Raw genomic sequence first — 19,692 nt, 5'->3', positions numbered from 1 at the left:
GTGACAGATACCCCGCTCGTCAGCAGCGCGCTGACCTGGGGGCAAGATGATCGCCGCTGACCGGTGGCAGCGCGTCGGGCAGCCCGAACCCGGGGAAGTGTTGGGCTCCCAGGAAGGACGTGATCCCGGCGATCCGCCCGTCGCGCAGCGTCAGCACGTTGACCGACCAGGGAAGGTACGCCCCGGCGTCCTCGGTGCGCAGGTACGACGCCACCGCCGGCTGCCCGTTCGCGCTGGTCGTCCGGTGACGCCAGCTCCCGCACCGGGTCATCGGCAGCTCGCGGGCGAAGTCGCTGACCGCCGCCAGCCCCCGGTACCACTGCGGCAGCGGCGGCATCGACCAGGTGACGTCCTCGGTCAGCAGCGCGACCAGCGCGTCGGTGTCGCCGTTCTCCAGGGCGGTCGCGTAGCCGGTGACGATCTCCCGCAGCCGGGTGTCGTCGACTCGGCGCAGGGTCCGCTGCTGGCTGACCGGCGGCACCCGGTCGGCCACCAGCCGCCGGGCGCGCGCCAGCGCGGAGTTCACCGAGGTGACCGAGGTGCGCATCATGGTGGCGATCTCGGCGGCGGAGAAGCCCAGCACCTCGAAGAGCAGCAGCGCCGCCCGTTGGTTGCCCGGCAGGTGCTGCAGGGCCGCGACGAAGGCCAGCTCGACGGCCTCGCGCTGCTCGTAGCGTACGTCGGGGGTGGCCGGACCGTCGGCGAGCCCGGCGTCGGGGTAGGGGCCCAGCCACGCGACGTGGCCTGCCGGGGCGCTGTCCAGCACCGCCCGTTCGCTGGCCGGGCCGAGGTCCACCGGGAGCGCCCGGCGGGCGCGACCGGCCGCCGCGTCCAGGCAAGTGCGGGTGGCCACCGTGTACAGCCACGAGCGCAGCGAGCTGCGTCCCTCGAAGCGCGGCAGTCCGCGCCACGCCCGCAGGAGTGCCTCCTGCAGGGCGTCGTCGGCGTCGTGGGCGGAGCCGAGCATCCGGTAGCAGTGCGCGTGCAGCTCCCGGCGCAGCGGCGCCACCAGGTCGTCGAACGCGGCCCGGTCGCCCTCGCGCGCCCGGTCCAGCCCGGCGTCGCGGGCGTCGTCGGCGGCGCGCGGAGAAACAGCCCTCACGAGCGACGATTCTGCCGTACGACGGAAGTCTGCACTCTGAACGCGCGCACGCCACGATCCGGGAGGACTCGATGAGCAGCACATCCACCGCACCTGTCAGCACCGCGACCCTGGAGGTCCCCGACGGGCGACTGCACTACGAGGTACGCGGACGGGGGCCGCTGGTGGCGCTGGTCGCCGCCCCGATGGACGCCGGGGCGTTCGCGCCGCTGGCCGACCTGCTGGCCACCGATCACACGGTGCTCACCACCGACCCGCGTGGCATCAATCGCAGTCTGTTGCACGACCCGCACCAGGACTCGACCCCGCAACTGCGCGCCGACGACGTCGCCCGGCTGATCGCCCACCTCGACGCCGGCCCGGCCGCCGTGCTCGGCTCCAGCGGCGGCGCGGTGACCGTCCTCGCCCTCGCCCAGGCCCACCCGGAGCGGGCGCACACCGTCATCGTGCACGAGCCGCCGCTGCTCGGCCTGCTCGACGACCGCGAGGACCGCTTCGCCCGGGAGGACGCCATGATCGCGACGTACCTGGCCGGGGACCGGCTGGGCGCGGGGCGGCAGTTCCTCGCCAACGCGAACATCGACCTGCCCGAGCCGGTGGTCCAGGGCATGTTCGGCGGCGAACCCGCCCCGCAGGCCGCCGCCGACGAGCACTTCCAGTACGTCCACATGATCCGTGGGACGACCCGGTTCCAGCCGGACGTCACCGCGCTGCGGGGCGGCCCCACCCGGGTCGTCGTCGGCCTGGGCGAGGAGTCGACCGGCCAGGTCTGCGACCTCACCTCCCGGGCGCTGGCCGAGGCGCTCGGCACCGCGCCGACGATGTTCCCCGGTGGCCACATCGGCTTCGTGGAGGACCCGGAGCGGTTCGCCGCCCGCCTGCGGGAGGTCCTCGCCGAGGACTGACGGCGGCCACGGTCGGCCGGTCGGTCCTCGGCCGGCTCACCGACCGGCCACCCGGCCGCCTCACCCGGCCGCCTCACCCGTCCAGGCGCTCGGCGGCCGCGGCCCGCACCTCGGCCGTCTCGATCGGGTCGTCGCGCAGGTAGCGCAACCGTTCCCGGGCCGTGCCGTCGAGCACCGCCCGCCGGGCCGACAGCAGCCGCACGTCCGCCTCGCAGTCCCACAGGCCTTCGGCGAAGGGCCGGTGCACCCCGGCCGGGTCCAGCACCGCCTGCGCCCTCAGGTAGGCGGCACGTTCGTAGGAGTGCGGGCTGAACCAGAGCCGGCGCAGCCTGGGCAGGACCTCGCGCGCCCGCGCCCCGCCGATCCGGGCCAGCCCCTCGACGAGTTGGTCGTAGCCGCACCGGTCGTCGTGCGTGTCCAACCAGTCCAGCCCGCACAGCAGCGCCGGGACGTCGCCGGCGTCCCCGTGGGCGGCGAGCAGTTGCAGGGCCGGCCAGGTCAGCGGGTGGGCGTCGGCGCGTACCCACGCGCGGGCGGCCGGCAGGGCCGGCGGGCCGACGGCGAGCAGCGGTCGGCTCAGCGGACCGGCCAGCCCGGCGGTGGCCAGCTCCTCCGCCACGTCGAGCAGGGCCGGCTCGGGTGGGCGGAAGCCCAGTTCGCGCAGGACCATCCGCCACTGGGCGGAGCGGTCCCGGTCGCGCAGTATGTCCAGCAGCACCGCTGACGGCTCATCCCGCCCGGGCCGGTGCGGCCGCTGGGGTCCGTCGTCGCGCGCCGCGTCGGCGATGCGCGGGTCGCGGTCCGCCCAGGCCCGCCAGGGCAGGCACCGCCGCCACTCGCGGGCCTGTGCCAGCGCGTCCGGCCGGCGCATCACCGCCGGGTACAGGTCGTCCCACCAGGCCTCGGGCCACGTGCGCGCCACCTCCGTGAGTGCCTCGTTCCACCGGGGCCCCTCCCGGACGTACCGGCGCACCCCCTCGACCGCCTCCTCGACGCCGGCCCGGCCGAGCACCTCGAGAACCTCGAGGGTCCCGGTGAAGGCGTTGTCGTCGTCGTGCTCCTCGTCGGGCGAGTCGTACCAGTCGCGCAGGATCGGCTCCAGCGGCAGTGCGAGGTCCCGGACCAGGCGGGCCAGGTAGACGGCGCGCTCGTCCACCACCCACCAGAACCGCCGGTCGTGGCGCAGGCAGTCGCGTACCAGGTCGGGGGCCGCCGGGTCCACCATGGCGCGGTGCGCGCCACGGCCCAACCCGCGTTGCAACGCCCCGGCCAGGGTTCTGGACGGGGCGTAGTGCCAGCCGTGCGCGTCGCCGTCGCTCATCGGGCGAGAGTGTGCCGCCTGCGCGCCGTGGCGGCATCCGGATTATCCGGCCTGCACCAACATTCCTCGGCGGCGCGCAGACTGAATCCACGCCGGATCCGAGTCGGGACCGCAGGAGGTGGATGTGCGTCGCGTGGTGGAGCTGCTGTACGAGGCCCAGCGCCGGCTGTACCCGGGTGGCCGCTCCAGCCGGCTGGCCCGGGTGATGAACCGGGTGGACGCCGCCCAGTTCGCCACCGGGGTGCTCGCCCCGCGCCGCGCGGTCACCCTGGAGGTCCGCGGGCGGAAAACCGGCCGGAGGATCGCCGTGCCGGTGGTGGTGGCCGACCTCGACGGTGACCGCTACCTGGTGTCCATGCTCGGCGAGAACGCCAACTGGGTAAGCAACGTACGGGCGGCCGGTGGGCGGGCGGTGCTGCGCCACGGCGGGCGGGAGCACGTGCTGCTGCGGGAGTTCGACGTGGCCCGGCGCGCCCCGGTCCTGCGCCGCTACCCGGGGTGCGGGCCAGTGCTCCGCCCTTCAGGGCGGGGTGAAGGCCCGCGCTGGGAGGGCCGCCAAGGCCCGAGCAGTGCCTTAGAGCGTGTTTGAGAGGGCTTGATCAGGCCCAGGTGAAGGTGCGGCGAGCTTGACGGCGGGCGGGGTGACCGCGGGTGATCCGGCGGGTGATGCCGGCGATGGCGGTCCAGCGGATGATGGCTTCGGAGACCTCTGGGTGGCGTTCGTAGTCGCGGGCCAGGCGGCGGCAGCCGGTGAGCCAGGCCAGGGTTCGTTCCACGACCCAGCGGCGAGAGGAACCCGTGCTGGTAGGCGGGCTTGCGGACGATCTCCAGCGTGGTGCGGAGGATGTTGTGGGCCCAGTCGACGAGCCGTCCGGCGAAGCCCTGGTCGGCGAAGACGTGCCGGATCGGGGTGGCCATGTAGGCGCTGAGCAGGGCGGTCTTGGCGCCGTCACGGTCCTGCCAACTCGCGGCCAAAACGGTCACGGTGAGCAGCAGGCCGGCGGTGTCGGTGACGATGAACCGCTTCCGGCCGTTGATCTTCTTTCCGGCGTCGTAGCCGCGGCTGTCCCGGCCGACGGTGTCGGCGCCCTTCACGCTCTGGGAGTCGATGATCCCCGCCGACGGTTCGGGGTCACGGCCCTGCTGCACCCGTGCCTTGATCCGCAACGCACGCAGGAGCTTCTCGGTCACGCCGACGTCCTCCCACCGGGCGAAGTACCAGTACACCGTCTGCCACGGCGGCAGATCCGCTGGCAGATACCGCCACGGGCAACCAGACCGGACGACGTACAGGATCGCGTTGACGATCTCCCGCCGAGGATGCTTCTCCCGCCGCCCGTCTGTGTTCGCCTCCGGCAGCAGCGGCTCGATCAAAGCCCACTGGGCGTCGGTCAGGTCCGAGGGGTAGCCACGACGAGCAGACACCGCGCCAACCTGCCCGCCCCCACCGCCGATGTCATGCCGCCACGCCGTCCACATCAGACCATCTAAAACACGCTCTTAGACCGGGCGGTTCTGCTGTTCGATGTACTGACGCACGGCACTCAGCGGTGCGCCGCCGACGGAGCCGGCGAAGTAGGAACCCGACCAGAGCTTGTTGGCCCGGTAGTAGTGCCGCCGCAGGTCGGGGAACTCCTGCCGCATCCGCCGGCTGGACACGCCCTTGAGGCTGTTGACCAACTTCGCCAGGGCGACCTTGGGCGGGAAGTTGACGAGCAGGTGGACGTGGTTGTTCTCGCCGTTGAACTCGACCAGTTCGGTCTCGAAGTCGGCGCACACCGCCCGCATGATCTCTTCCATGCGGGCGAGGTGCCGGTCGCCGAACACCTTGTGCCGGAACTTCGTCACGAAGACCAAGTGAGCGTGCAGAGCGAACACGCAGTGCCTACCAGTGCGGATGCCTTCGAGTTCAGCCATAAACCAATGGTATTCTGCGCTCGTGCAGCTCCGTTACAACTACCGCGTGTATCCCACGCCGAGTCAGCAGGCTTCGCTGGCTCGGGCGTTCGGGTGCGCGCGGGTGGTGTTCAACGACGGGCTGCGCGCACGGCAGGAAGCCCGCGAGCAGGGTCTGCCGTACCTGTCGGACGCCGAGCTGTCCAAGCGGGTCACCGCGGCCAAGGGGACCCCGGAACGGGCATGGCTGGGCGAGGTCTCGTCGGTCGTGCTGCAACAGGCGCTGGCCGATCTGAACGTGGCGTACCGCAACTTCTTCGCCTCGATTACCGGCAAGCGCAAGGGCCGCAAGGTGGCACCGCCGCGGTTCCGCTCCCGCAAGGACAACCGGCAGGCGATCCGGTTCACCGCCAACGCCCGATTCAAGGTGCTGGACAACGGCCGGCTGCGCCTGCCGAAGATCGGCGACGTGGAGGTGCGCTGGTCGCGGGGTCTGCCGTCCGAGCCCAGCTCGGTCACGGTGATCCGGGATGCGGCGGGCCGGTACTTCGCCTCGTTCGTCGTGCAGACCGCAGACGAGCCGTTGTCGCCGGTGGAGTCGGAGGTCGGTATCGACCTGGGCCTGACCCACTTCGCGGTCCTCTCGGACGGTACGAAGGTGGCGGCCCCGAAGTTCCTGCGCCGCGCGGCCCGCAAGCTCAAGCGGTTGCAGCAAGACCTCTCCCGCAAGACCAAGGGGTCGAACAACCGCAAGAAGGCCGTCGTGAAGGTCGCTCGGGCGCATGCCCAGGTGGCCGACACTCGGCGGGACTGGCAGCACAAGCTGTCCACGGCGATCATCCGCGACAATCAAGCGGTGTACGTCGAGGACCTGTGCGTCGTCGGTCTCGGCCGGACCCGGCTGGCGAAGTCCGTGCACGACGCCGGTTGGGCGTCGTTCACGGGCATGTTGGAGTACAAGGCCGCCCGGTACGGGCGTACCTTTGCCCGGGTGGATCGGTTCTACCCGTCCACCCGGATGTGCTCGGACTGCGGCCGGATCAACGACAAGATGGCGCTCGACGTCCGAGCGTGGGACTGCCCCTGCGGCAGCACCCACGACCGGGACGTCAACGCGGCCATGAACGTCCTCGCGGCGGGACGCGCCGAGAGCCTAAACGCCTGTGGAGCGCAGGTAAGACCGGCATCCGTGCCGGCACCGCGCGAGGAAGCAGGAATCCGCCCGGACGCCGCGTGTGCCACGCGCAGCGTGGAGGGAATCTCCGTCCTTTAGGGCGGAGAGATCGTCAACTCCACCTGGCCCCCGGCGCCCCGGCCGCACCTGCCGGTCGACCGGCGCGCCCCGCTGGCGGAGTTCGAGGCGGTCGCCGACCGGTACCCGGTGTTCCGGGTGGAACCCGCGCCGCGACCCTGACCGGTCTCGATCAGGTCGACATCGTGCGTCGGATCGCAACCTTGCGTTGACGGCGCCGCCGGCCTCGGCTTCGCTGTGCCCGAGGCGGTCGGCGACCGCCCGGAACGGGGGAGACGGGGATGGAATCCACGGTGGAGGAACCGACACCGCACCGGGGACGCGGGCGCGGGTGGCTCGCGGTGCTCATGGCCGGGGTGCTCGCCGGCGGCGCGGCCGGGGTGCTGAGCCTGCGACCGAGCACCGACGGCCCGTCGGCGGAGGCCACCGCTCCCGCCGTGGCGCCCCGGGACCTGCTGGCCGGCCTGCCGGCGCGGGTGGTTCCGCCGCCCGTCCTGGCGGACCTCCCGACCGACCGCGCGGTCGGTCCGGCCGCCTTCCTGTATCACGTCGAACTGCCGGGCGGCTTCGACGAGGCCACCCGCACCTCCCGCCAGCACGACATCCACCTCGTCACCCGCACGGGCCAGCAGTTCCGGGTCGGGCACACCCCGGCCACCATTGGCCCGGTGAACCAGTCGCTGTCCCCGGACGGCCGGTGGCTGGCCGTACGCCGGAGCGGGCAGTGGTGGATCCGGGACCTGACCGACACGACGGAGCGGGCGGTGCCGACCGGGTACGAGCTGTGGCGTTGGTCCACGGATTCGGGTGCGGTGGTGCTCGCCGAGCTGTCGCAGTCCAGCCGCGCCTTCGCGGTGCTTTCGATGCGCGACGGGTCGTTGCGCCGGCTCGACGTGGCGGCCACCCCGCTGACCGACGCGGTCACCCTCGTCGACGGCCGGCACCTAGTCCTGGTCGAGCTGACCCCGGCCGCCCCGGGCGGCAGGGCCCGGCCGAAGCTGGCCGTCGCGGTGCGGGACATCGACACCGCTGCCACCCGGACCGTGCCGGTGCTGCGGCCCGGGCAGCTGGGTCCCGGCGAGTCCTTCACCGCGATCGTGCCGCTGCTGGACGGCGGCGGAACGCCGGCCCGGGTCTGGGTGCAGCTCGGCCGGCCGGACCTGCAACCGACTGACCTGCCCGAGGGCCTGCCGGCGATCCCGGCGAGCTCACTGATCGGGGTCGACGTTCGTTCCGGTCAGCCGGCCGGGCGGATCGACCTGTCCCCGGCCGGGACGGGCTCCGCCGAGGTGTACGAGGGCGTCGTCGGCGCCGATGTCGTGCTGACCCGACGGACCCGGGAGCGGACCGAGCTGGTCGCCGTCGAGCCGGGCGCCGGGAGTCGCCGGGTGCTGACCACGCTGCCCGACGCCACCAGGGTGCTGGTGCCCGGCCGGCAGTGGTGAGACCGGCTCACTCGGCGTCGGCCAGGCGGGCGGCGCGGACGTACAGGTAGCGCTGCTGCGGCAGGTTCATCGACCGCCGCGCCGCCTCCTCGTACGCCGCCCGCGCCGCGCCGAGGTCGCCCGTGCGTTCCAGCAGGTGCGCGCGGGCGGCGGGCAGCCGGGGGTCGGCGGCGAGCCGGGGGTCGGCCGCCAGCCCGGCGAGCAGGTCGAGCCCGGCGGGGGCGCCCCGGGCCATGGCCACCGCGACCGCGTGGTTCAGCGCCACCACCGGGTTGTCGGACAGGCCGGTCAGCACCGCGTAGAGCGCCTCGATCTGCGGCCAGTCGGTCTCCTCGGCGCTCGGGGCCTCGTCGTGCAGCGCCGCGATCGCCGCCTGCACCTGGTACGGCCCGACCTCACCGCGTGGCAGCACCGCGCTGACCAGCGCGACGCCCTCGGCGATCTGGTCGGCGCGCCAACGGCTGCGGTCCTGCTCGGCCATTGGGACCAGCTCGCCGTTCGGCCCGACCCGGGCCGGCCCCCGCGCGTCGGTGAGCAGCATCAACGCCAGCAGCCCGGTCACCTCGGCGTCGTCGGGGAGCAGCCGGTGCAGCATCCGGGTGAGCCGGATCGCCTCAGTGGACAGGTCCACCCGGCGCAGCAGCGGGCCGGCCGTGCTGGCGTACCCCTCGTTGAAGATCAGATAGAGCACGTGCCGGACGGCGGCCAGGCGGGCCTCCCGGTCCGGGCCGGCAGGCAGGCCGAACGGCACGCCGCTGTCCCGGATGCGCTGCTTGGCGCGAGTGATCCGGCGGGTCATCGTGCCCTCCGGGACCAGGAACGCCCGGGCCACCTCGGCGGTGCTCAGGCCGCCGACGGCCCGCAGCGTCAGTGCGATCTGCGCGGCCGGGGGCAGCTCCGGGTGGCAGCAGAGGAAGAGCAGCACCAGGCTGTCGTCCTCCGGCGACCGGCGGTCCGCCGGGGGAGCGAGCCACTGCTCGGGCGGCAACCGCCGGGCGACGTCGTCCTCGCGTCGCCGTCGGGCCTGCTCGCTGCGGAGCAGGTCGGTCAGGCGACGCGCCGCGACGGTGATCAGCCAGGCGCGCGGGTCATCGGGTACGCCGTCGACCGGCCACCGGGTCGCGGCCGCGAGCAGCGCCTCCTGGGTGGCCTCCTCGGCGGTGTCGAAGTGCCCGTAGCGGCGCACCACCGCGCCGAGGACCTGCGGCGTCAGGCGGCGCAGCAGGTCCTCGACGGGCTCGGCGGTCATCAGCCGTTCAGGTCCTCGATGCCCTCGGCGACCGGCCGCACGTCCACGTACTCGCCCTCGGCGTCCGGGTTCACGAACCGCGCGGCGATCTGCGTGGCCCGGTCGAAGCTGTCGCACTCCACGATCGTGAAGCCGGCCAGCACCTCCTGCGTCTCCGGGTAGGGGCCGTCGGTCACCACGGGCGCACCCCCGCGCAGTCGGACCCGCCGGGCGTGCACCGGGGCGGTGAGTCCCCGGCCGTCGACCAGCTCGCCCGACTCCGCGATCTCCTTGTGCACCGCCTCCATGTGGGCGTGCATCGCCGCGACCTGCTCGGGCGACATCGGCGGCCGGTCGTCGGCGGGACGGCCCGCCATCGCGTCGTAGTCCCGCTGCGAGCCGTACAGCATGATCATGTACTTCACGTTGTCACTCCTCTCGGCCGGCCCGGGTGGGCCGTCACCGGGAACGTCGGAGCCGCCGGGTCGACGCGGACAGCGAGGCGGTCAGGGCCGCGCGGCGATGTGGGCGACAAACGCGTGCCAGGCGGTGGGAGTGAAGGCGAGGGCCGGTCCGGTCGAGTCCTTGGAGTCGCGGACGGCCACCACGCCGGGGAGGTTGTCAGCAACCTCGACACAGTTGCCGCCGCTGGTACCGCTACGAGTGGACTTCCTCCACTGTGCACTGGTTAGGTCCATTGATTCGCTGCTTCCTTGATCAGGTCCAGTGACTGCCGCCGCGACAGTGCCTCGTTGCGGACGCTCTCCCACCGCTGGAAGAGCGTATCCAGGTCCGACGGCCGGTCTACGACATCGCCGCCGAGCTGGCTTTCCAGGTGGCCGACCCAGCTTCCGTCGGCCAGGTGTGCCAACGACAGCGGGCCGGACAGGCCCGCGTGAAGGCCGACCTCCGGTGAATGACGTGAATGCTGACGCTGGGACGCTCGGCGCAGGCTACAAGCTTCAACATCTGCTCACCCATTAATTTCTCGCAGCCGTCCCCGACGCGTCGGACAGCCGCCTCGTCGACGACCACGACGAGTTGAGGCGGCGCCTCCCGGCCCAGAATCGTCTGCCGCTCGATGCGCGCGGTCACCCGGCGTTCGACCTCGTCGTCGGTGAGGCGTGGATCCAGCCGTAACACGGCGCGGGCGTACGCCTCGGTCTGCAGAAGACCCGGGATCAGGTTCGGCTCGAAGTACCGAAGCTGCGTCGCCCCGCGCTCGGCGTCGAGCCACGGCAGGAACCACGACGGTGCACCCAGCTTGGACACCAGGCGCTCGAACAGGCCACCGCTGGTCAGCGCGCGGTCGGCGCCCTTGATGAAGTCCATCGTCAGGGCGCGAGTGCCGCCTTCGACGGCGCTGACGTGTGACGCGCTGAAACCCGCAGCCCGGCCGAATGCCTCCTGTGTCAAGCCGCCGGCCCCGCGGGCCCGGCGGATCTCGCTCACGATGAACGCGGCGAGCGGACTGGGAACATCTGCCATTCAAGGTGCCCCAAACTGGTGATCAACTAATCATGCCGCCACAGGTCTGACGCTCGTTCCGCCAGCTCAGCCCGGACCGGCGAGACGCCTTCCGAGCGTAGTGCCCTCCACAGCAGAGTGTCACCAGCGTTACCGCTGGCGCAGTCCGAGCCGCCAGCGGAACTTGCTCGGGGCCGCCCCCGCGATGAAGCGGGGCCGTCCCTCCCGAGATCCCGAGGAGGCCCGCTGTGCTGTTCCGTTTCCGACGCCGCAAGGCCGAGACCCCGATCCCGATTACCTGCTTGATGCCGGACAACGCGCGACCCAGGCGGGCGAAGCCGTCGAGCGCCCTGTTCCCGACTGCGGACCAGACCCGGGCCGGCAACCAGACCCCGGCAAGCCGCTGGCGGGCGAACGGAGGCCGCTGGTGACCGTCGGCGACCTGATCACCGTCCACGAAGGCTTCTACCGCTTCGGCACCGGCCCGCTGCTCATGCGGATCACGGCCGTGCTCAACCGGCGGATGGTCGAGGGTGCGCTGTGGGTGGAGCTGAGCGGCCAGGACGTACGCCCTGACGGCTCGACCGACTTACGGCAGCGCTTTGCGCTCGTCCGCGCCGATCGGACAGTGGTGGTGGGAAGGTGAGCGGGCCATCGCGACCCCACCTGCCGATGCGCCCCCTGTGGCGGTGTCGGGCCTGCGGCGCGGAGTGGCCCTGCCAGCCGGCGCGGCTGGCGCTGCTGGTGGAGTACCGCGAGGACCGGGTCGCGCTGCTGGTCTACCTGAGCACCCTGATGGCGGAGGCCGGCGCGCAGCTCTCCCAGCTCAACGGGCACGCGGTGCCGGAGAACCTCACCCAGCGCTTCCTGACGTGGGCCCGAGCCCGTTAGTCGGCACGGGTCAGCTCACCACACCGGCGGCGAGCAGCGCGGCGGTGGGCAGGGCGAGCAGGCCGTCGGCATCCCGGTAGCGGGCGGAAAGTTGCAGGTAGCGGCGGCGCAGCGCCTCGCGGGTCGCCGGCGGCTGCCGCTCCGGCAGCAGCCCCGGAATGCCGAGGCCGCTGGCCGGGCCGGTCCACCACTCGTCCGGGTCGGCCCGGTGCGTCCAGGTCAGCGTGCGGCACCGCACGTCGTCCAGCCCCGCCCCGGCGAGCAGCCCGGTCAGCCCCTCCTCGGTGCGCGGGAAGTCCCGCTCCGCCGCGAGTTTCGGCAGCTCCCACCGTCCACCTCGGCGAACACCTCACCCCAGAGCCGTTGCAGGGGCGGCTGCGGCCAGGGCCAGACGGTGACGGCGATCGGGCCGCCGGGGCGTACCGTGCGGCCCAGCCCGGCCACCGCGGCGGCTGGGTCGCCGACGTGGTTCAGCACGAAGTTGGCCACGGCGGCGTCCACTGCGCCGGTGATCAGCGGCAGGTGCGGCAGCGCGGCGCGGACCAGCCGGGCGTCGGGCACGGCCCGCCGGGCGCTGGCCAGCATCGACGCCTCGGCGTCCACCGCGACCACCGTCGCGCCGCGCCCGGCCGCCAGCGCCGCGACCGTGCCGGTCCCGGTGCCCACGTCGAGCACCCGCATGCCGGCCCCGGCGCCCGCCGCGTCCAGCAGCGCGTCCGCCGGGTACGCGCAGAGCCGGGCGAAAGTGCGCTCGTACGCCGTCGCGCGTCCCGCCCAGCGTTCCCGTTCGTGATCGTCGAAACTGGTCCCCGTCATCGGTGCGCAGCCTAGGCGACCCGGGTCTACCGTGGATGCATGACGACGGCATGGGTGCTGCTCGGGGCGTTCGGCGCGGTCGTGGCGTCAGCGGTCGCCTGGGTCGCCTGGCGCGACCGGCAGCGGACGGCCTCGGCGGAAAACCCGGGCGCCCGGCAAGCGGCGGTGGTGGAGCAGCAGTGCTACGAGCAAGGCCGGCACGTCACGCAGAACGACTGGATCCATGGCGGCGGCCTGGGCTGATGATGATCGCGGCGGCGCGTCCCGCCCAGCGTTCCCGCTCGTGATCGCCAAAGTGGTCCCCGTCATCGGTGCGCAGCCTCGCGATCCAGGTCTACCGTGGATGCATGACGACGACCTGGGTGATACTCGGGGTGTTCGGTGCGGTCATGGCGGCGGCAGTCGGGTGGGTCGCCTGGCGCGACCGGCAGCGCACGGCCTCGGCGGAGGACCCGGGCGCCCGGCGGGCGGCGGTGGTGCAGCAGCAGCGCTACGAGCAGAACCGGCACGCCTCGCAGAGCGACGTCATCCGTCGAGGCGACGGACGCTCCTGATGATCGTTATCCTCCGCGGGTGACGAGATGGACGCGTCGGGTGCCGTGGCTGCTGGCCGCCGTCCCGGCCCTGGCGCTGCTGGCTGCCTGCGGTGGCGTCGCCTGGCTGGTCGGCGGGAGGTCGCCGCCGACCGGACCTGTCCCGACCAGTTGGCCGCGGACACGGCCGAAATCCGCACCGATCGCGGCTTCCCCGCAGAGAACGTGCCCGGCCTGGGCGACTTCCTCGACGTGCACTGGCAGGTCGACACCGAGGCGAACCCGTGCTCGCGGGGACCGGGGCCCACGGACTGGGTGTACCAGGGGGTGGTGCGGCTGCGTCCGGCCGACGCGCGGGCGCTGGCCGCCGCGTACCCCTGGGAGCCGGCGACCGCGGAGCCGGCGGTGTGGCCCGGGTTGTCCCCGTACCTGCCGGCGGGCGTGCGGTGGCGGCACAGCACGCTCTACGACGAGAGTGCCGCCGGCAGCCGGCACCTCGAACTCCACCTGGACCCGGACCGGGCGGTGGCGCTGTTCCACCTCTGGGACAGCTGAGCCCCGGCCGTCCGCCCATGGTCCCGACGGTCGCCGCCCGGCATGATCAATCCACGGTCGGGGTACACCGACCGCATCGGCCGCGACGCCTGGGAGGGCAACTGTGACGGCACGCTCGGGATCGCAGTCGCGCGGCTCGCTCGCCGCGGCCGTGGTGGCGCTGGTGGTGGCGGCCGGTTGCGCCGTCGGCGGGGTGGGGGAGAGCGGCCCGCAGGAGCCGCGCGAACCGGCGCCGGGCCGGTCCCGGCAGGCCGCCTCGCCGGGCCCGCAGACCACCCGGGCCGACGGCACCACCAGCGTCGAGGAGTTCAAGACCGACATCGGCGACGCGGTGAACATCGCCGAGGACTACTGGGGCGCTCAGTTCAAGGCCTCCGGCCAGCAGTTCCGCCCGATCCGCCGGATCGTTCCGTACCAGCGCGAGGGGGAGGTCGCCTGCGGCGGCCAGGCGCTGCCGCGCAACAACGCCGTCTACTGCTCCCAGGGCGACTTCATCGCCTACGACGTCAACTGGTCGGTGGCCGCGTTCCGCCAGGTCGGCGACGCGTTCGTGTTCTACCTGCTCGGCCACGAGTACGCCCACGGCATCCAGGCACGCCTCGGCATCCGCTCCAACTTCACCATCCAGCAGGAGTTGCAGGCCGACTGCATGGCCGGGGCGTACCTGGGTGACTCGGTCCGCTCGGGCGTGCTGAAGCTGGACACGGGCGACCTCGACGAGTTCCGCGAGGGGCTGCTCGCCGTCGGCGACGACCCCGACCAGCCGTGGGGTCGCGGAGGGCTCGCACGGCACCGCCGAGCAGCGCACCGACTCGTTCTTCCGCGGCTACGAGAGCTCCCTGGACGCCTGCGACCTCGGCTGAGCGGGATCGCCCACATCACCTTCGGCGGGGAGGGCGGCGGGCCGCCCGGGTCGGGCTGAGAGGATCGCCCCGACACCACCCCGGCCGGAGGAGGCCCCCGCTGAGCAGCCCACATCCCGCCGCCGTGCTCTTCGACATGGACGGCACCCTGGTCGACAGCGAGAAGCTGTGGGACGTCGCGCTGCGCGAGCTGGCGGCCGAGTACGGCGGCACGCTCTCCGACGCCGCGCGGCGCGCGGTGATCGGCACGAGCATGGCCGAGTCGATGCGGATCGTGCACGACGACCTCGGCCAGCCGGAGCGCGATCCGCAGGTCAGCATCGACTGGATCAACGCCCGGATCCTGGAGCTGTTCCGCACCGGGCTGCGCTGGCGGCCCGGCGCGCTGACCCTGCTGCGGGCCGTACGCGCCGCCGGCATCCGCACCGCGCTGGTCACCTCCAGCGGGCGGCCGCTGGTCGAGGTGGCCCTGGACACCCTCGGGCGGGACAGCTTCGACGCGGTGGTCTGCGGTGACGAGGTGGACCTGGCCAAGCCGCACCCGGAGCCGTACTTGACGGCGGCGCGGCTGCTGGGCGTGCCGATCGGCCGGTGCGTGGCGATCGAGGACTCGCCGACCGGGGTGGCCAGCGCGCTCGCCGCCGGTGCGGCGGTGCTGGCGGTGCCCGCGGAGGTGCCGATCGCGCCGATCGACGGCGTACACCAGGTGGAGAGCCTGACCGCGGCGGACCTGGAGCTGCTGGCCGCGCTGCTCGGCGAGCCGCCGGCCTGACCACGCGAAGGGGGCCCCGCCGACCGGCGGGGCCCCCTTCGTCGTCCCTGCTGAGGATCAGTCGTGCGCGATGGCGCCCAGCACGTTGATCCGCGCGGCGCGCACCGCGGGCAGCACCGCGGCGACCACCCCGATGATCGCGGCCAGCCCGAGGAAGAGCCCCATCTGGCCCCAGGGCAGGACCAGGTCGGTGATGCCCTCGTCCTTGAGCGCCTCGACCACCGCCGCGCCGAGGCCGGTGCCGACCACCACGCCGAGCAGCGCGCCGAAGACCGAGATCACCACCGCCTCGACGGTGATCATCCGCATGGTCTGCGCCCGGCGCAGCCCGATCGCCCGCAGCAGGCCCAGCTCGCGGGTCCGCTCCAGCACCGACAGGGCCAGGGTGTTGATGATGCCCAGCACCGCGATCACGATGGCCAGCGCCAGCAGGATCTGGATCATCCGCAGCGGGGTGTCCAGCTGGCTGGTCTGCTGCTTGATGAAGGCGGCCCGGTCGGCCACCGACACCTCGGGGCTGTCGGCGAGCAGCGTCTCGACCTGCGGCTGGACGTCGGCGACCCGGGTGCCGGGGGCGAGCTGCAGGAAGCCCTGGATCGGCTGCGGGATGGCGAAGTCCCGTGCCGCCTGCGGCGGCAGCACCACCGGGTTGGTCAGCTGCGAGCTCTCGTAGATGCCGCTGACCGTGTACGTGCGGGCCTCGCCCCGGGACAGCTGGACGCTGACCGTCGAGCCGACCGACACGTTGCGGGACTTCGCGGTGTCCGAGCTGAACAGCATCTGATCCGGTGCCAGCCTGCTGATGTCACCGGCGGTGGCCTTCGCCCCGAAGATCCGCTCCAGCGCCGCGACGTTGCTCGACGCCGCCACCCAGGTGCGCTCGCCGTTGACCACGGCCATGTCGCCGTACTCGCCGTCGACCATCTGGACGCCCGGGATGGCGGCGGCCTTCTCCAGCACCGCCGGGTCGAAGCTCGGCGGGCGGGGACCGCCCTGCACCCCGGCGATCACCAGCTCGGCCTTGATCTGGTCCTCGGCCAGCGCGCTGATGCTGCCCTTGGCCGAGTCGAGGATCACCGTCACACCGGTGACCAGCGCGATGCCGACCATCAGCGCCGCCGCGGTGATCGCGGTGCGGCGCGGGTTCCGACCCGAGTTGAGCCGGCCGAGCTTGCCCGGCACCGACCAGGCGAACAGCGCCCCGAGCAGGGACACCACCGGCCGGCTGATCAGCGGGGTCAGCAGCGCCACCCCGATGAAGGCGAACAGCACGCCGCCGAGGATGGTGGCCAGGGTGTTGTCCCCGGCGTTGCCGCTGAGCCCCAGGAAGAGCAGCGTGCCCCCGATCCCGGTGACGATCGCGCCGGCCACCGTCACCTTGGTCAGCGGGCGGTCCGGGGTGGCCACGTCCTGCATCGCCGCGATCGGCGGGATCCGCGACGCCCGCAGCGCCGGCAGCAGCGCCGCCACCACGGTGATCACCAGACCCACCGAGAACGCGCCGATCACCGCGGCCGCCGGCACGCCGATGCCGGCCAGCGCCAGCCCGCCCGCCAGCTTGCCGAACAGGTACGCCAGCAGCGCGCCGACACCGATGCCGGCGCCCAGGCCGAGTACGGAGGCGATCAGGCCCACCGCAATGGCCTCCAGCACCACCGAGCCGATGATCTGCCGACCGCTGGCCCCGATGGCCCGCATCAGGGCCAACTCCCGGGTGCGCTGCGCCACGATGATCGAGAAGGTGTTGAGGATGAGGAAGGTGCCGACCAGCAGCGCCACCGCGGCGAAGCCGAGCAGGATCTTGTTGAAGAAGGAGAGCCCCTCCTTCAGCCCCGCCGAGGCGTCGGCGGAGAGCTGCTCGCCGGTCTTGACCTCGTAGTCGCCGCCGACCGCGGCGGCGATGTCGTCGCGCAGCGCGGCCTCGCCGACCCCGTCGGCGGCCTTCACGCTGATGTTGGTGAACACGTCCGGCTCGCCGAGCATCAGCCGCTGCGCCACCGGGGTGGTGAAGGCGATCTCGTTGGCCCCGCCGAGGGAGTCCCGGTCACCGCTGTAACCGAAGACGCCCACCACGGTGAACTCCTTCTTCGGCTCCAGGGTCAGCACGCCGACCCGGTCGCCGACCTTCACCTTCGCGGCCTGCGCCAGCGCCCCGTTGACCACGATCTCGTCGTCGGCGCGCGGCTCGCGGCCCTCGCGCAGCTTGACCAGGTCGCTCTCACCCACCCAGTTCTCGCCGAGCTGCGGCGGACCGAACGAGGTGACCACCTTGCCGTTGCTGCCGATCAGGCGGGCGCCGTCCGCGGCGACGATCCCGGTGGCCTCGGCCACCCCGCCGACCGTGCGGACCTTCTCCAGCGTCGCGGCCGGCATCGCCGCGGGCACCTGCTCACCCTCGGTCTCGCTGAGGGCGATCTTCGGCTTGGCGGAGACGTTGACGTCGACACCCTCGTACGCGTCGGCGAAGACGGCGTCGAACGAGCGGCCGAGCGTGTCGGTCAGCACGAACGCGCCGGAGACGAACATGACGCCCAGCACCACGGCCAGGCCGGAGAGGATGAGGCGCACCTTGCGCGCCAGCAGGCTCTTCCACGTCGCGCGGAACATCAGCGCGCCACCTCGGCCGGCGTGTCGAGCTTCTTCATGGTGTCCAGCACGGTGTCGGCGGTCGGCTCGATCAGCTCCGAGACGACCTGCCCGTCGGCCAGGAAGATCACCCGGTCGGCGTACGCGGCGGCGGTCGGGTCGTGGGTCACCATCACGATGGTCTGGCCGTGCTGGCGTACCGAGTTGCGCAGGAAGTTCAGCACCTCCGCGCCGGAGCGGGAGTCGAGGTTGCCGGTCGGCTCGTCGGCGAAGATCACCTCGGGTCGGGCGACCAGCGCCCGGGCGCACGCCACCCGCTGCTGCTGACCGCCGGAGAGCTGCGCCGGGCGGTGCCCCAGCCGGTCCCGCAGGCCCACCGTGTCGATCACCGTGTCGTACCAGGCCTGCTCGGGCTTGCGGCCGGCGATGGAGAGCGGCAGCAGGATGTTCTCCTGGGCGGTCAGCGTCGGCAGCAGGTTGAACTGCTGGAAGATGAAACCGACCTTGTCCCGCCGCAGCTTCGTCAGGCCGGCGTCGCCGAGCCCGGTCACCGTCGTGTCGCCGATGTGCACCGTGCCCTTGGTGACCGAGTCCAGCCCCGCCAGGCAGTGCATCAGCGTGGACTTGCCCGAACCGGACGGGCCCATGATCGCCGTGAACCGGCCACGCTCGAACTCGGCGCTCACCCCCCGCAGCGCGGCGACCTGCGCCTCGCCGCTGCCGTACACCTTCCACACGTCGCTGGCCCTGGCCGCGGCCTGCGCCTGCCGGCCTACCGTCGCGGTCACGTCATCTACCTCTTCCGTCTGCTTGCGGTGTCCCCGCCGCCCCCGCTGGTCGGTGGGGCTGGTCCCATCCTCCGTGCCGTGCCCGCCGGATCCGTCCGCCCAGGGGCGGACGCGGCGCGGATTTCCCGCTGCGGGTCGGCCCGGAGCCCGGCTCAGGGTTGCCCCTGAGCCGGCGCCGATCGAACGTGTTTCCACCCGCCGGGACGGCGGCGGAACCGACGCTAGGACCTGACGCCACGTCATGGTCAACCGCGCCGCGCCGTCTCCCGTCACGGTAGGTGACGACGGCAACAGCGCCGTCACCCCGCCGGCGACTCCTCGCGTACGCTCCGCGACGTAGCCGCCGGCCACCCGCCCGGGTGGGGCCGGCCATCGCGAGCGAAGCCGACGTCGGCAGCGGTGTTCGTGGTGGGGCGGGGCTGCCGCGGAGCCGGCATGTCGGCTCCTCGTGCGGTCCGGACGGCCGCACGTCCGGTTGCCACCGCGCAGCGGTCAGCGCCGCTCGCGGCGGGCGCGTCCCAGGGCGCCGGCCCGGCCCCACCGGCCGGGAATGCCGAGCAGCTCGATCCGGCCCATGCCCGGGGGCACGGCCGGCCTGGTCACCAGGTGGTCCCCACGGGGTTCCATGCCGAGCATGGTCCGCAGCAACAACAGGGGGGCGCCCGTGGACCACGCCTGCGGACTGCACGCCGTGGGGTACAGCACGGGATACCGGGTCAGCGTCCGGTCGTATCCGCCGAAGGCCTCCGGCAGCCTGCCCTGGAAGTGGTGCGACGCGTCGATGATCCCCTCGGCGATCCGGCCGGCCTCCTGGCTGAAGCCGTAGCGGCGCAGCCCCCAGGCGATGAACGCGTTGTCGAAGGGCCAGACGGTGCCGACGTGGTAGCCGATGGGGTTGTAGCGGGCCTGTCCCTCGGCGAGGGTGCGCACTCCCCAGCCGGAGAAGAGGCGGGGGCCGAGGAGGTGTTCGGCGATCCTGGCCGCGCGGGACTCCTCGACGATGCCGCTCCACAGCAGGTGGCCGATGTTGGAGGAGAGGGCGTCGACCTGGCGGCCGTCGCCGTCGAGGGCGAGGGCGTAGTACTCGCCGTCGGCGACCCAGAAGTCGCGGTTGAAGCGCTGCTTGAGGTCGGCCGCTTCGCGTTCGAGCCGGTCGGCGTAGTCGGGGTCGTTCCAGAACTGTCGGGCCAGCCGGGCGCCGCGGATCTTGGCGTCGTAGGCGTAGCCCTGCAGCTCACAGGTCGCCCGCGGTAGCGCGGCCATGGTGCCGTC

At 73.0% G+C, this 19,692-nt stretch carries 21 protein-coding genes and 3 pseudogenes; 11 read left to right on the top strand and 13 right to left on the bottom strand.

All coding sequences use genetic code 11. The features are described from left to right. Positions 1-19: 19 nt before the first annotated feature. Complete coding sequence (locus tag ACTMTB_RS21985) at positions 20-1,102, bottom strand: sigma-70 family RNA polymerase sigma factor (protein WP_441148155.1); 1,083 nt, start codon at positions 1,100-1,102, stop codon at positions 20-22. 71 nt (positions 1,103-1,173) lie between these two features. Here ACTMTB_RS21985 and ACTMTB_RS21980 point away from each other — a divergent pair, with 71 nt between their 5' ends. After that, positions 1,174-2,007: an alpha/beta fold hydrolase gene (locus ACTMTB_RS21980; RefSeq protein WP_441148154.1), complete on the top strand. Its 834-nt coding sequence runs from the start codon at positions 1,174-1,176 to the stop codon at positions 2,005-2,007. A 73-nt stretch (positions 2,008-2,080) separates the two neighbouring features. Here the strand turns inward: ACTMTB_RS21980 and ACTMTB_RS21975 are convergent, their stop codons facing one another. Then, positions 2,081-3,328 carry a hypothetical protein gene (locus tag ACTMTB_RS21975; protein ID WP_441148153.1) on the bottom strand — a complete coding sequence of 416 codons (1,248 nt, stop codon included), beginning with the start codon at positions 3,326-3,328 and terminating at the stop codon, positions 2,081-2,083. A gap of 124 nt (positions 3,329-3,452) precedes the next feature. Between ACTMTB_RS21975 and ACTMTB_RS21970 the strand changes: the two genes are divergently transcribed. After that, positions 3,453-3,917, top strand: coding sequence for a nitroreductase/quinone reductase family protein (locus tag ACTMTB_RS21970; RefSeq protein WP_441148152.1), 465 nt, complete (start codon positions 3,453-3,455; stop codon positions 3,915-3,917). A 10-nt stretch (positions 3,918-3,927) separates the two neighbouring features. On the opposite strand, the pseudogene ACTMTB_RS21965 reads toward ACTMTB_RS21970, so the two are convergent. Together ACTMTB_RS21965 and tnpA are read right to left on the bottom strand one after the other, a co-directional pair. Further along, positions 3,928-4,807 (bottom strand): annotated as a pseudogene (locus ACTMTB_RS21965) (IS5 family transposase). A 21-nt stretch (positions 4,808-4,828) separates the two neighbouring features. Continuing rightward, positions 4,829-5,245 (bottom strand): IS200/IS605 family transposase, encoded by a 417-nt coding sequence (tnpA, locus tag ACTMTB_RS21960; RefSeq protein ID WP_210779084.1) that lies wholly within the window; start codon positions 5,243-5,245, stop codon positions 4,829-4,831. A gap of 22 nt (positions 5,246-5,267) precedes the next feature. Here tnpA and ACTMTB_RS21955 point away from each other — a divergent pair, with 22 nt between their 5' ends. Together ACTMTB_RS21955 and ACTMTB_RS21950 are read left to right on the top strand one after the other, a co-directional pair. Next, positions 5,268-6,497, top strand: a complete 1,230-nt coding sequence (locus ACTMTB_RS21955) for an RNA-guided endonuclease InsQ/TnpB family protein (protein ID WP_441148151.1) — start codon at positions 5,268-5,270, stop codon at positions 6,495-6,497. 260 nt (positions 6,498-6,757) lie between these two features. Next, positions 6,758-7,921: a hypothetical protein gene (locus tag ACTMTB_RS21950; protein WP_441148150.1), complete on the top strand. Its 1,164-nt coding sequence runs from the start codon at positions 6,758-6,760 to the stop codon at positions 7,919-7,921. Positions 7,922-7,928: 7 nt separating this feature from the next. Here ACTMTB_RS21950 and ACTMTB_RS21945 read toward each other — a convergent pair whose 3' ends face one another. The 4 genes and pseudogenes from ACTMTB_RS21945 to ACTMTB_RS21930 form a co-directional block, all read right to left on the bottom strand. Next, positions 7,929-9,170 (bottom strand): RNA polymerase sigma factor, encoded by a 1,242-nt coding sequence (locus ACTMTB_RS21945; protein ID WP_441148149.1) that lies wholly within the window; start codon positions 9,168-9,170, stop codon positions 7,929-7,931. After that, the gene (locus tag ACTMTB_RS21940) at positions 9,170-9,565 is read right to left on the bottom strand and encodes a YciI family protein (RefSeq protein ID WP_441148360.1); all 396 of its coding nucleotides are present in this window, start codon (positions 9,563-9,565) and stop codon (positions 9,170-9,172) included. The genes ACTMTB_RS21945 and ACTMTB_RS21940 overlap by 1 nt, the downstream gene beginning before the upstream one ends. A gap of 90 nt (positions 9,566-9,655) precedes the next feature. After that, positions 9,656-9,847: a DUF397 domain-containing protein gene (locus ACTMTB_RS21935; RefSeq protein WP_441148148.1), complete on the bottom strand. Its 192-nt coding sequence runs from the start codon at positions 9,845-9,847 to the stop codon at positions 9,656-9,658. Then, positions 9,838-10,637, bottom strand: a pseudogene (locus ACTMTB_RS21930) (helix-turn-helix domain-containing protein). The gene ACTMTB_RS21935 and the pseudogene ACTMTB_RS21930 overlap by 10 nt, the downstream one beginning before the upstream one ends. Positions 10,638-11,043: 406 nt before the next feature. Between ACTMTB_RS21930 and ACTMTB_RS21925 the strand changes: the two are divergent. Further along, a complete protein-coding gene (locus ACTMTB_RS21925; protein ID WP_441148147.1) occupies positions 11,044-11,262 on the top strand; it encodes a hypothetical protein in 219 nt (72 codons plus the stop codon). Further along, a complete protein-coding gene (locus tag ACTMTB_RS21920; protein ID WP_441148146.1) occupies positions 11,259-11,507 on the top strand; it encodes a flavin reductase in 249 nt (82 codons plus the stop codon). The genes ACTMTB_RS21925 and ACTMTB_RS21920 overlap by 4 nt, the downstream gene beginning before the upstream one ends. A gap of 10 nt (positions 11,508-11,517) precedes the next feature. Here the strand turns inward: ACTMTB_RS21920 and ACTMTB_RS21915 are convergent, their stop codons facing one another. Continuing rightward, the gene (locus ACTMTB_RS21915; protein ID WP_441148145.1) at positions 11,518-11,745 is read right to left on the bottom strand and encodes a hypothetical protein; all 228 of its coding nucleotides are present in this window, start codon (positions 11,743-11,745) and stop codon (positions 11,518-11,520) included. Positions 11,746-11,777: 32 nt separating this feature from the next. Beyond that, positions 11,778-12,323 (bottom strand): class I SAM-dependent methyltransferase, encoded by a 546-nt coding sequence (locus ACTMTB_RS21910; RefSeq protein ID WP_441148144.1) that lies wholly within the window; start codon positions 12,321-12,323, stop codon positions 11,778-11,780. 39 nt (positions 12,324-12,362) lie between these two features. On the opposite strand from ACTMTB_RS21910, the gene ACTMTB_RS21905 reads away from it, so the two are divergent. The 5 genes and pseudogenes from ACTMTB_RS21905 to ACTMTB_RS21885 all read left to right on the top strand — a co-directional run bounded on the left by ACTMTB_RS21905 (position 12,363) and on the right by ACTMTB_RS21885 (position 15,046). After that, entirely contained in the window at positions 12,363-12,566 is a 204-nt protein-coding gene (locus ACTMTB_RS21905) for a hypothetical protein (protein ID WP_441148143.1), read from the top strand. Between the two features lie 104 nt (positions 12,567-12,670). Further along, positions 12,671-12,877 (top strand): hypothetical protein, encoded by a 207-nt coding sequence (locus ACTMTB_RS21900; protein WP_441148142.1) that lies wholly within the window; start codon positions 12,671-12,673, stop codon positions 12,875-12,877. Positions 12,878-12,904: 27 nt separating this feature from the next. Then, positions 12,905-13,411 (top strand): hypothetical protein, encoded by a 507-nt coding sequence (locus tag ACTMTB_RS21895; RefSeq protein ID WP_441148141.1) that lies wholly within the window; start codon positions 12,905-12,907, stop codon positions 13,409-13,411. Positions 13,412-13,514: 103 nt separating this feature from the next. Then, a pseudogene (locus ACTMTB_RS21890) lies at positions 13,515-14,274 on the top strand (neutral zinc metallopeptidase). Between the two features lie 124 nt (positions 14,275-14,398). Then, positions 14,399-15,046 (top strand): HAD family hydrolase, encoded by a 648-nt coding sequence (locus ACTMTB_RS21885; RefSeq protein WP_441148140.1) that lies wholly within the window; start codon positions 14,399-14,401, stop codon positions 15,044-15,046. Positions 15,047-15,103: 57 nt separating this feature from the next. Here ACTMTB_RS21885 and ACTMTB_RS21880 read toward each other — a convergent pair whose 3' ends face one another. From ACTMTB_RS21880 to ACTMTB_RS21870, 3 genes are all read right to left on the bottom strand, one after another. Beyond that, complete coding sequence (locus ACTMTB_RS21880) at positions 15,104-17,653, bottom strand: ABC transporter permease (protein ID WP_441148139.1); 2,550 nt, start codon at positions 17,651-17,653, stop codon at positions 15,104-15,106. Further along, entirely contained in the window at positions 17,653-18,420 is a 768-nt protein-coding gene (locus tag ACTMTB_RS21875; protein WP_441148138.1) for an ABC transporter ATP-binding protein, read from the bottom strand. Before ACTMTB_RS21875 ends, ACTMTB_RS21880 begins: the two co-directional genes overlap by 1 nt. 492 nt (positions 18,421-18,912) lie before the next feature. Then, a partial coding sequence (locus ACTMTB_RS21870) for an amylo-alpha-1,6-glucosidase (RefSeq protein ID WP_441148137.1) occupies positions 18,913-19,692 on the bottom strand: 780 nt, incomplete at its 5' end.

It is taken from the genome of Micromonospora sp. L32 (assembly GCF_052068055.1).
Classification (GTDB): domain Bacteria; phylum Actinomycetota; class Actinomycetes; order Mycobacteriales; family Micromonosporaceae; genus Micromonospora; species Micromonospora purpureochromogenes.
Note: the sequence above shows the minus strand (reverse complement) of the source record. Positions and strands in the feature narration are given on the sequence as shown.

Bases quoted from the DNA above. Each gene is read 5' to 3' on its own strand.
- ACTMTB_RS21980 (WP_441148154.1), top strand. From the start codon at position 1,174: ATGAGCAGCACATCCACCGCACCTGTCAGCACCGCGACCCTGGAGGTC.
- ACTMTB_RS21975 (WP_441148153.1), bottom strand. From the start codon at position 3,328: ATGAGCGACGGCGACGCGCACGGCTGGCACTACGCCCCGTCCAGAACC.
- tnpA (WP_210779084.1), bottom strand. From the start codon at position 5,245: ATGGCTGAACTCGAAGGCATCCGCACTGGTAGGCACTGCGTGTTCGCT.
- ACTMTB_RS21950 (WP_441148150.1), top strand. From the start codon at position 6,758: ATGGAATCCACGGTGGAGGAACCGACACCGCACCGGGGACGCGGGCGC.
- ACTMTB_RS21945 (WP_441148149.1), bottom strand. From the start codon at position 9,170: ATGACCGCCGAGCCCGTCGAGGACCTGCTGCGCCGCCTGACGCCGCAG.
- ACTMTB_RS21940 (WP_441148360.1), bottom strand. From the start codon at position 9,565: ATGATCATGCTGTACGGCTCGCAGCGGGACTACGACGCGATGGCGGGC.
- ACTMTB_RS21935 (WP_441148148.1), bottom strand. From the start codon at position 9,847: ATGGACCTAACCAGTGCACAGTGGAGGAAGTCCACTCGTAGCGGTACC.
- ACTMTB_RS21910 (WP_441148144.1), bottom strand. From the start codon at position 12,323: ATGACGGGGACCAGTTTCGACGATCACGAACGGGAACGCTGGGCGGGA.
- ACTMTB_RS21905 (WP_441148143.1), top strand. From the start codon at position 12,363: ATGACGACGGCATGGGTGCTGCTCGGGGCGTTCGGCGCGGTCGTGGCG.
- ACTMTB_RS21900 (WP_441148142.1), top strand. From the start codon at position 12,671: ATGACGACGACCTGGGTGATACTCGGGGTGTTCGGTGCGGTCATGGCG.
- ACTMTB_RS21895 (WP_441148141.1), top strand. From the start codon at position 12,905: ATGGACGCGTCGGGTGCCGTGGCTGCTGGCCGCCGTCCCGGCCCTGGC.
- ACTMTB_RS21880 (WP_441148139.1), bottom strand. From the start codon at position 17,653: ATGTTCCGCGCGACGTGGAAGAGCCTGCTGGCGCGCAAGGTGCGCCTC.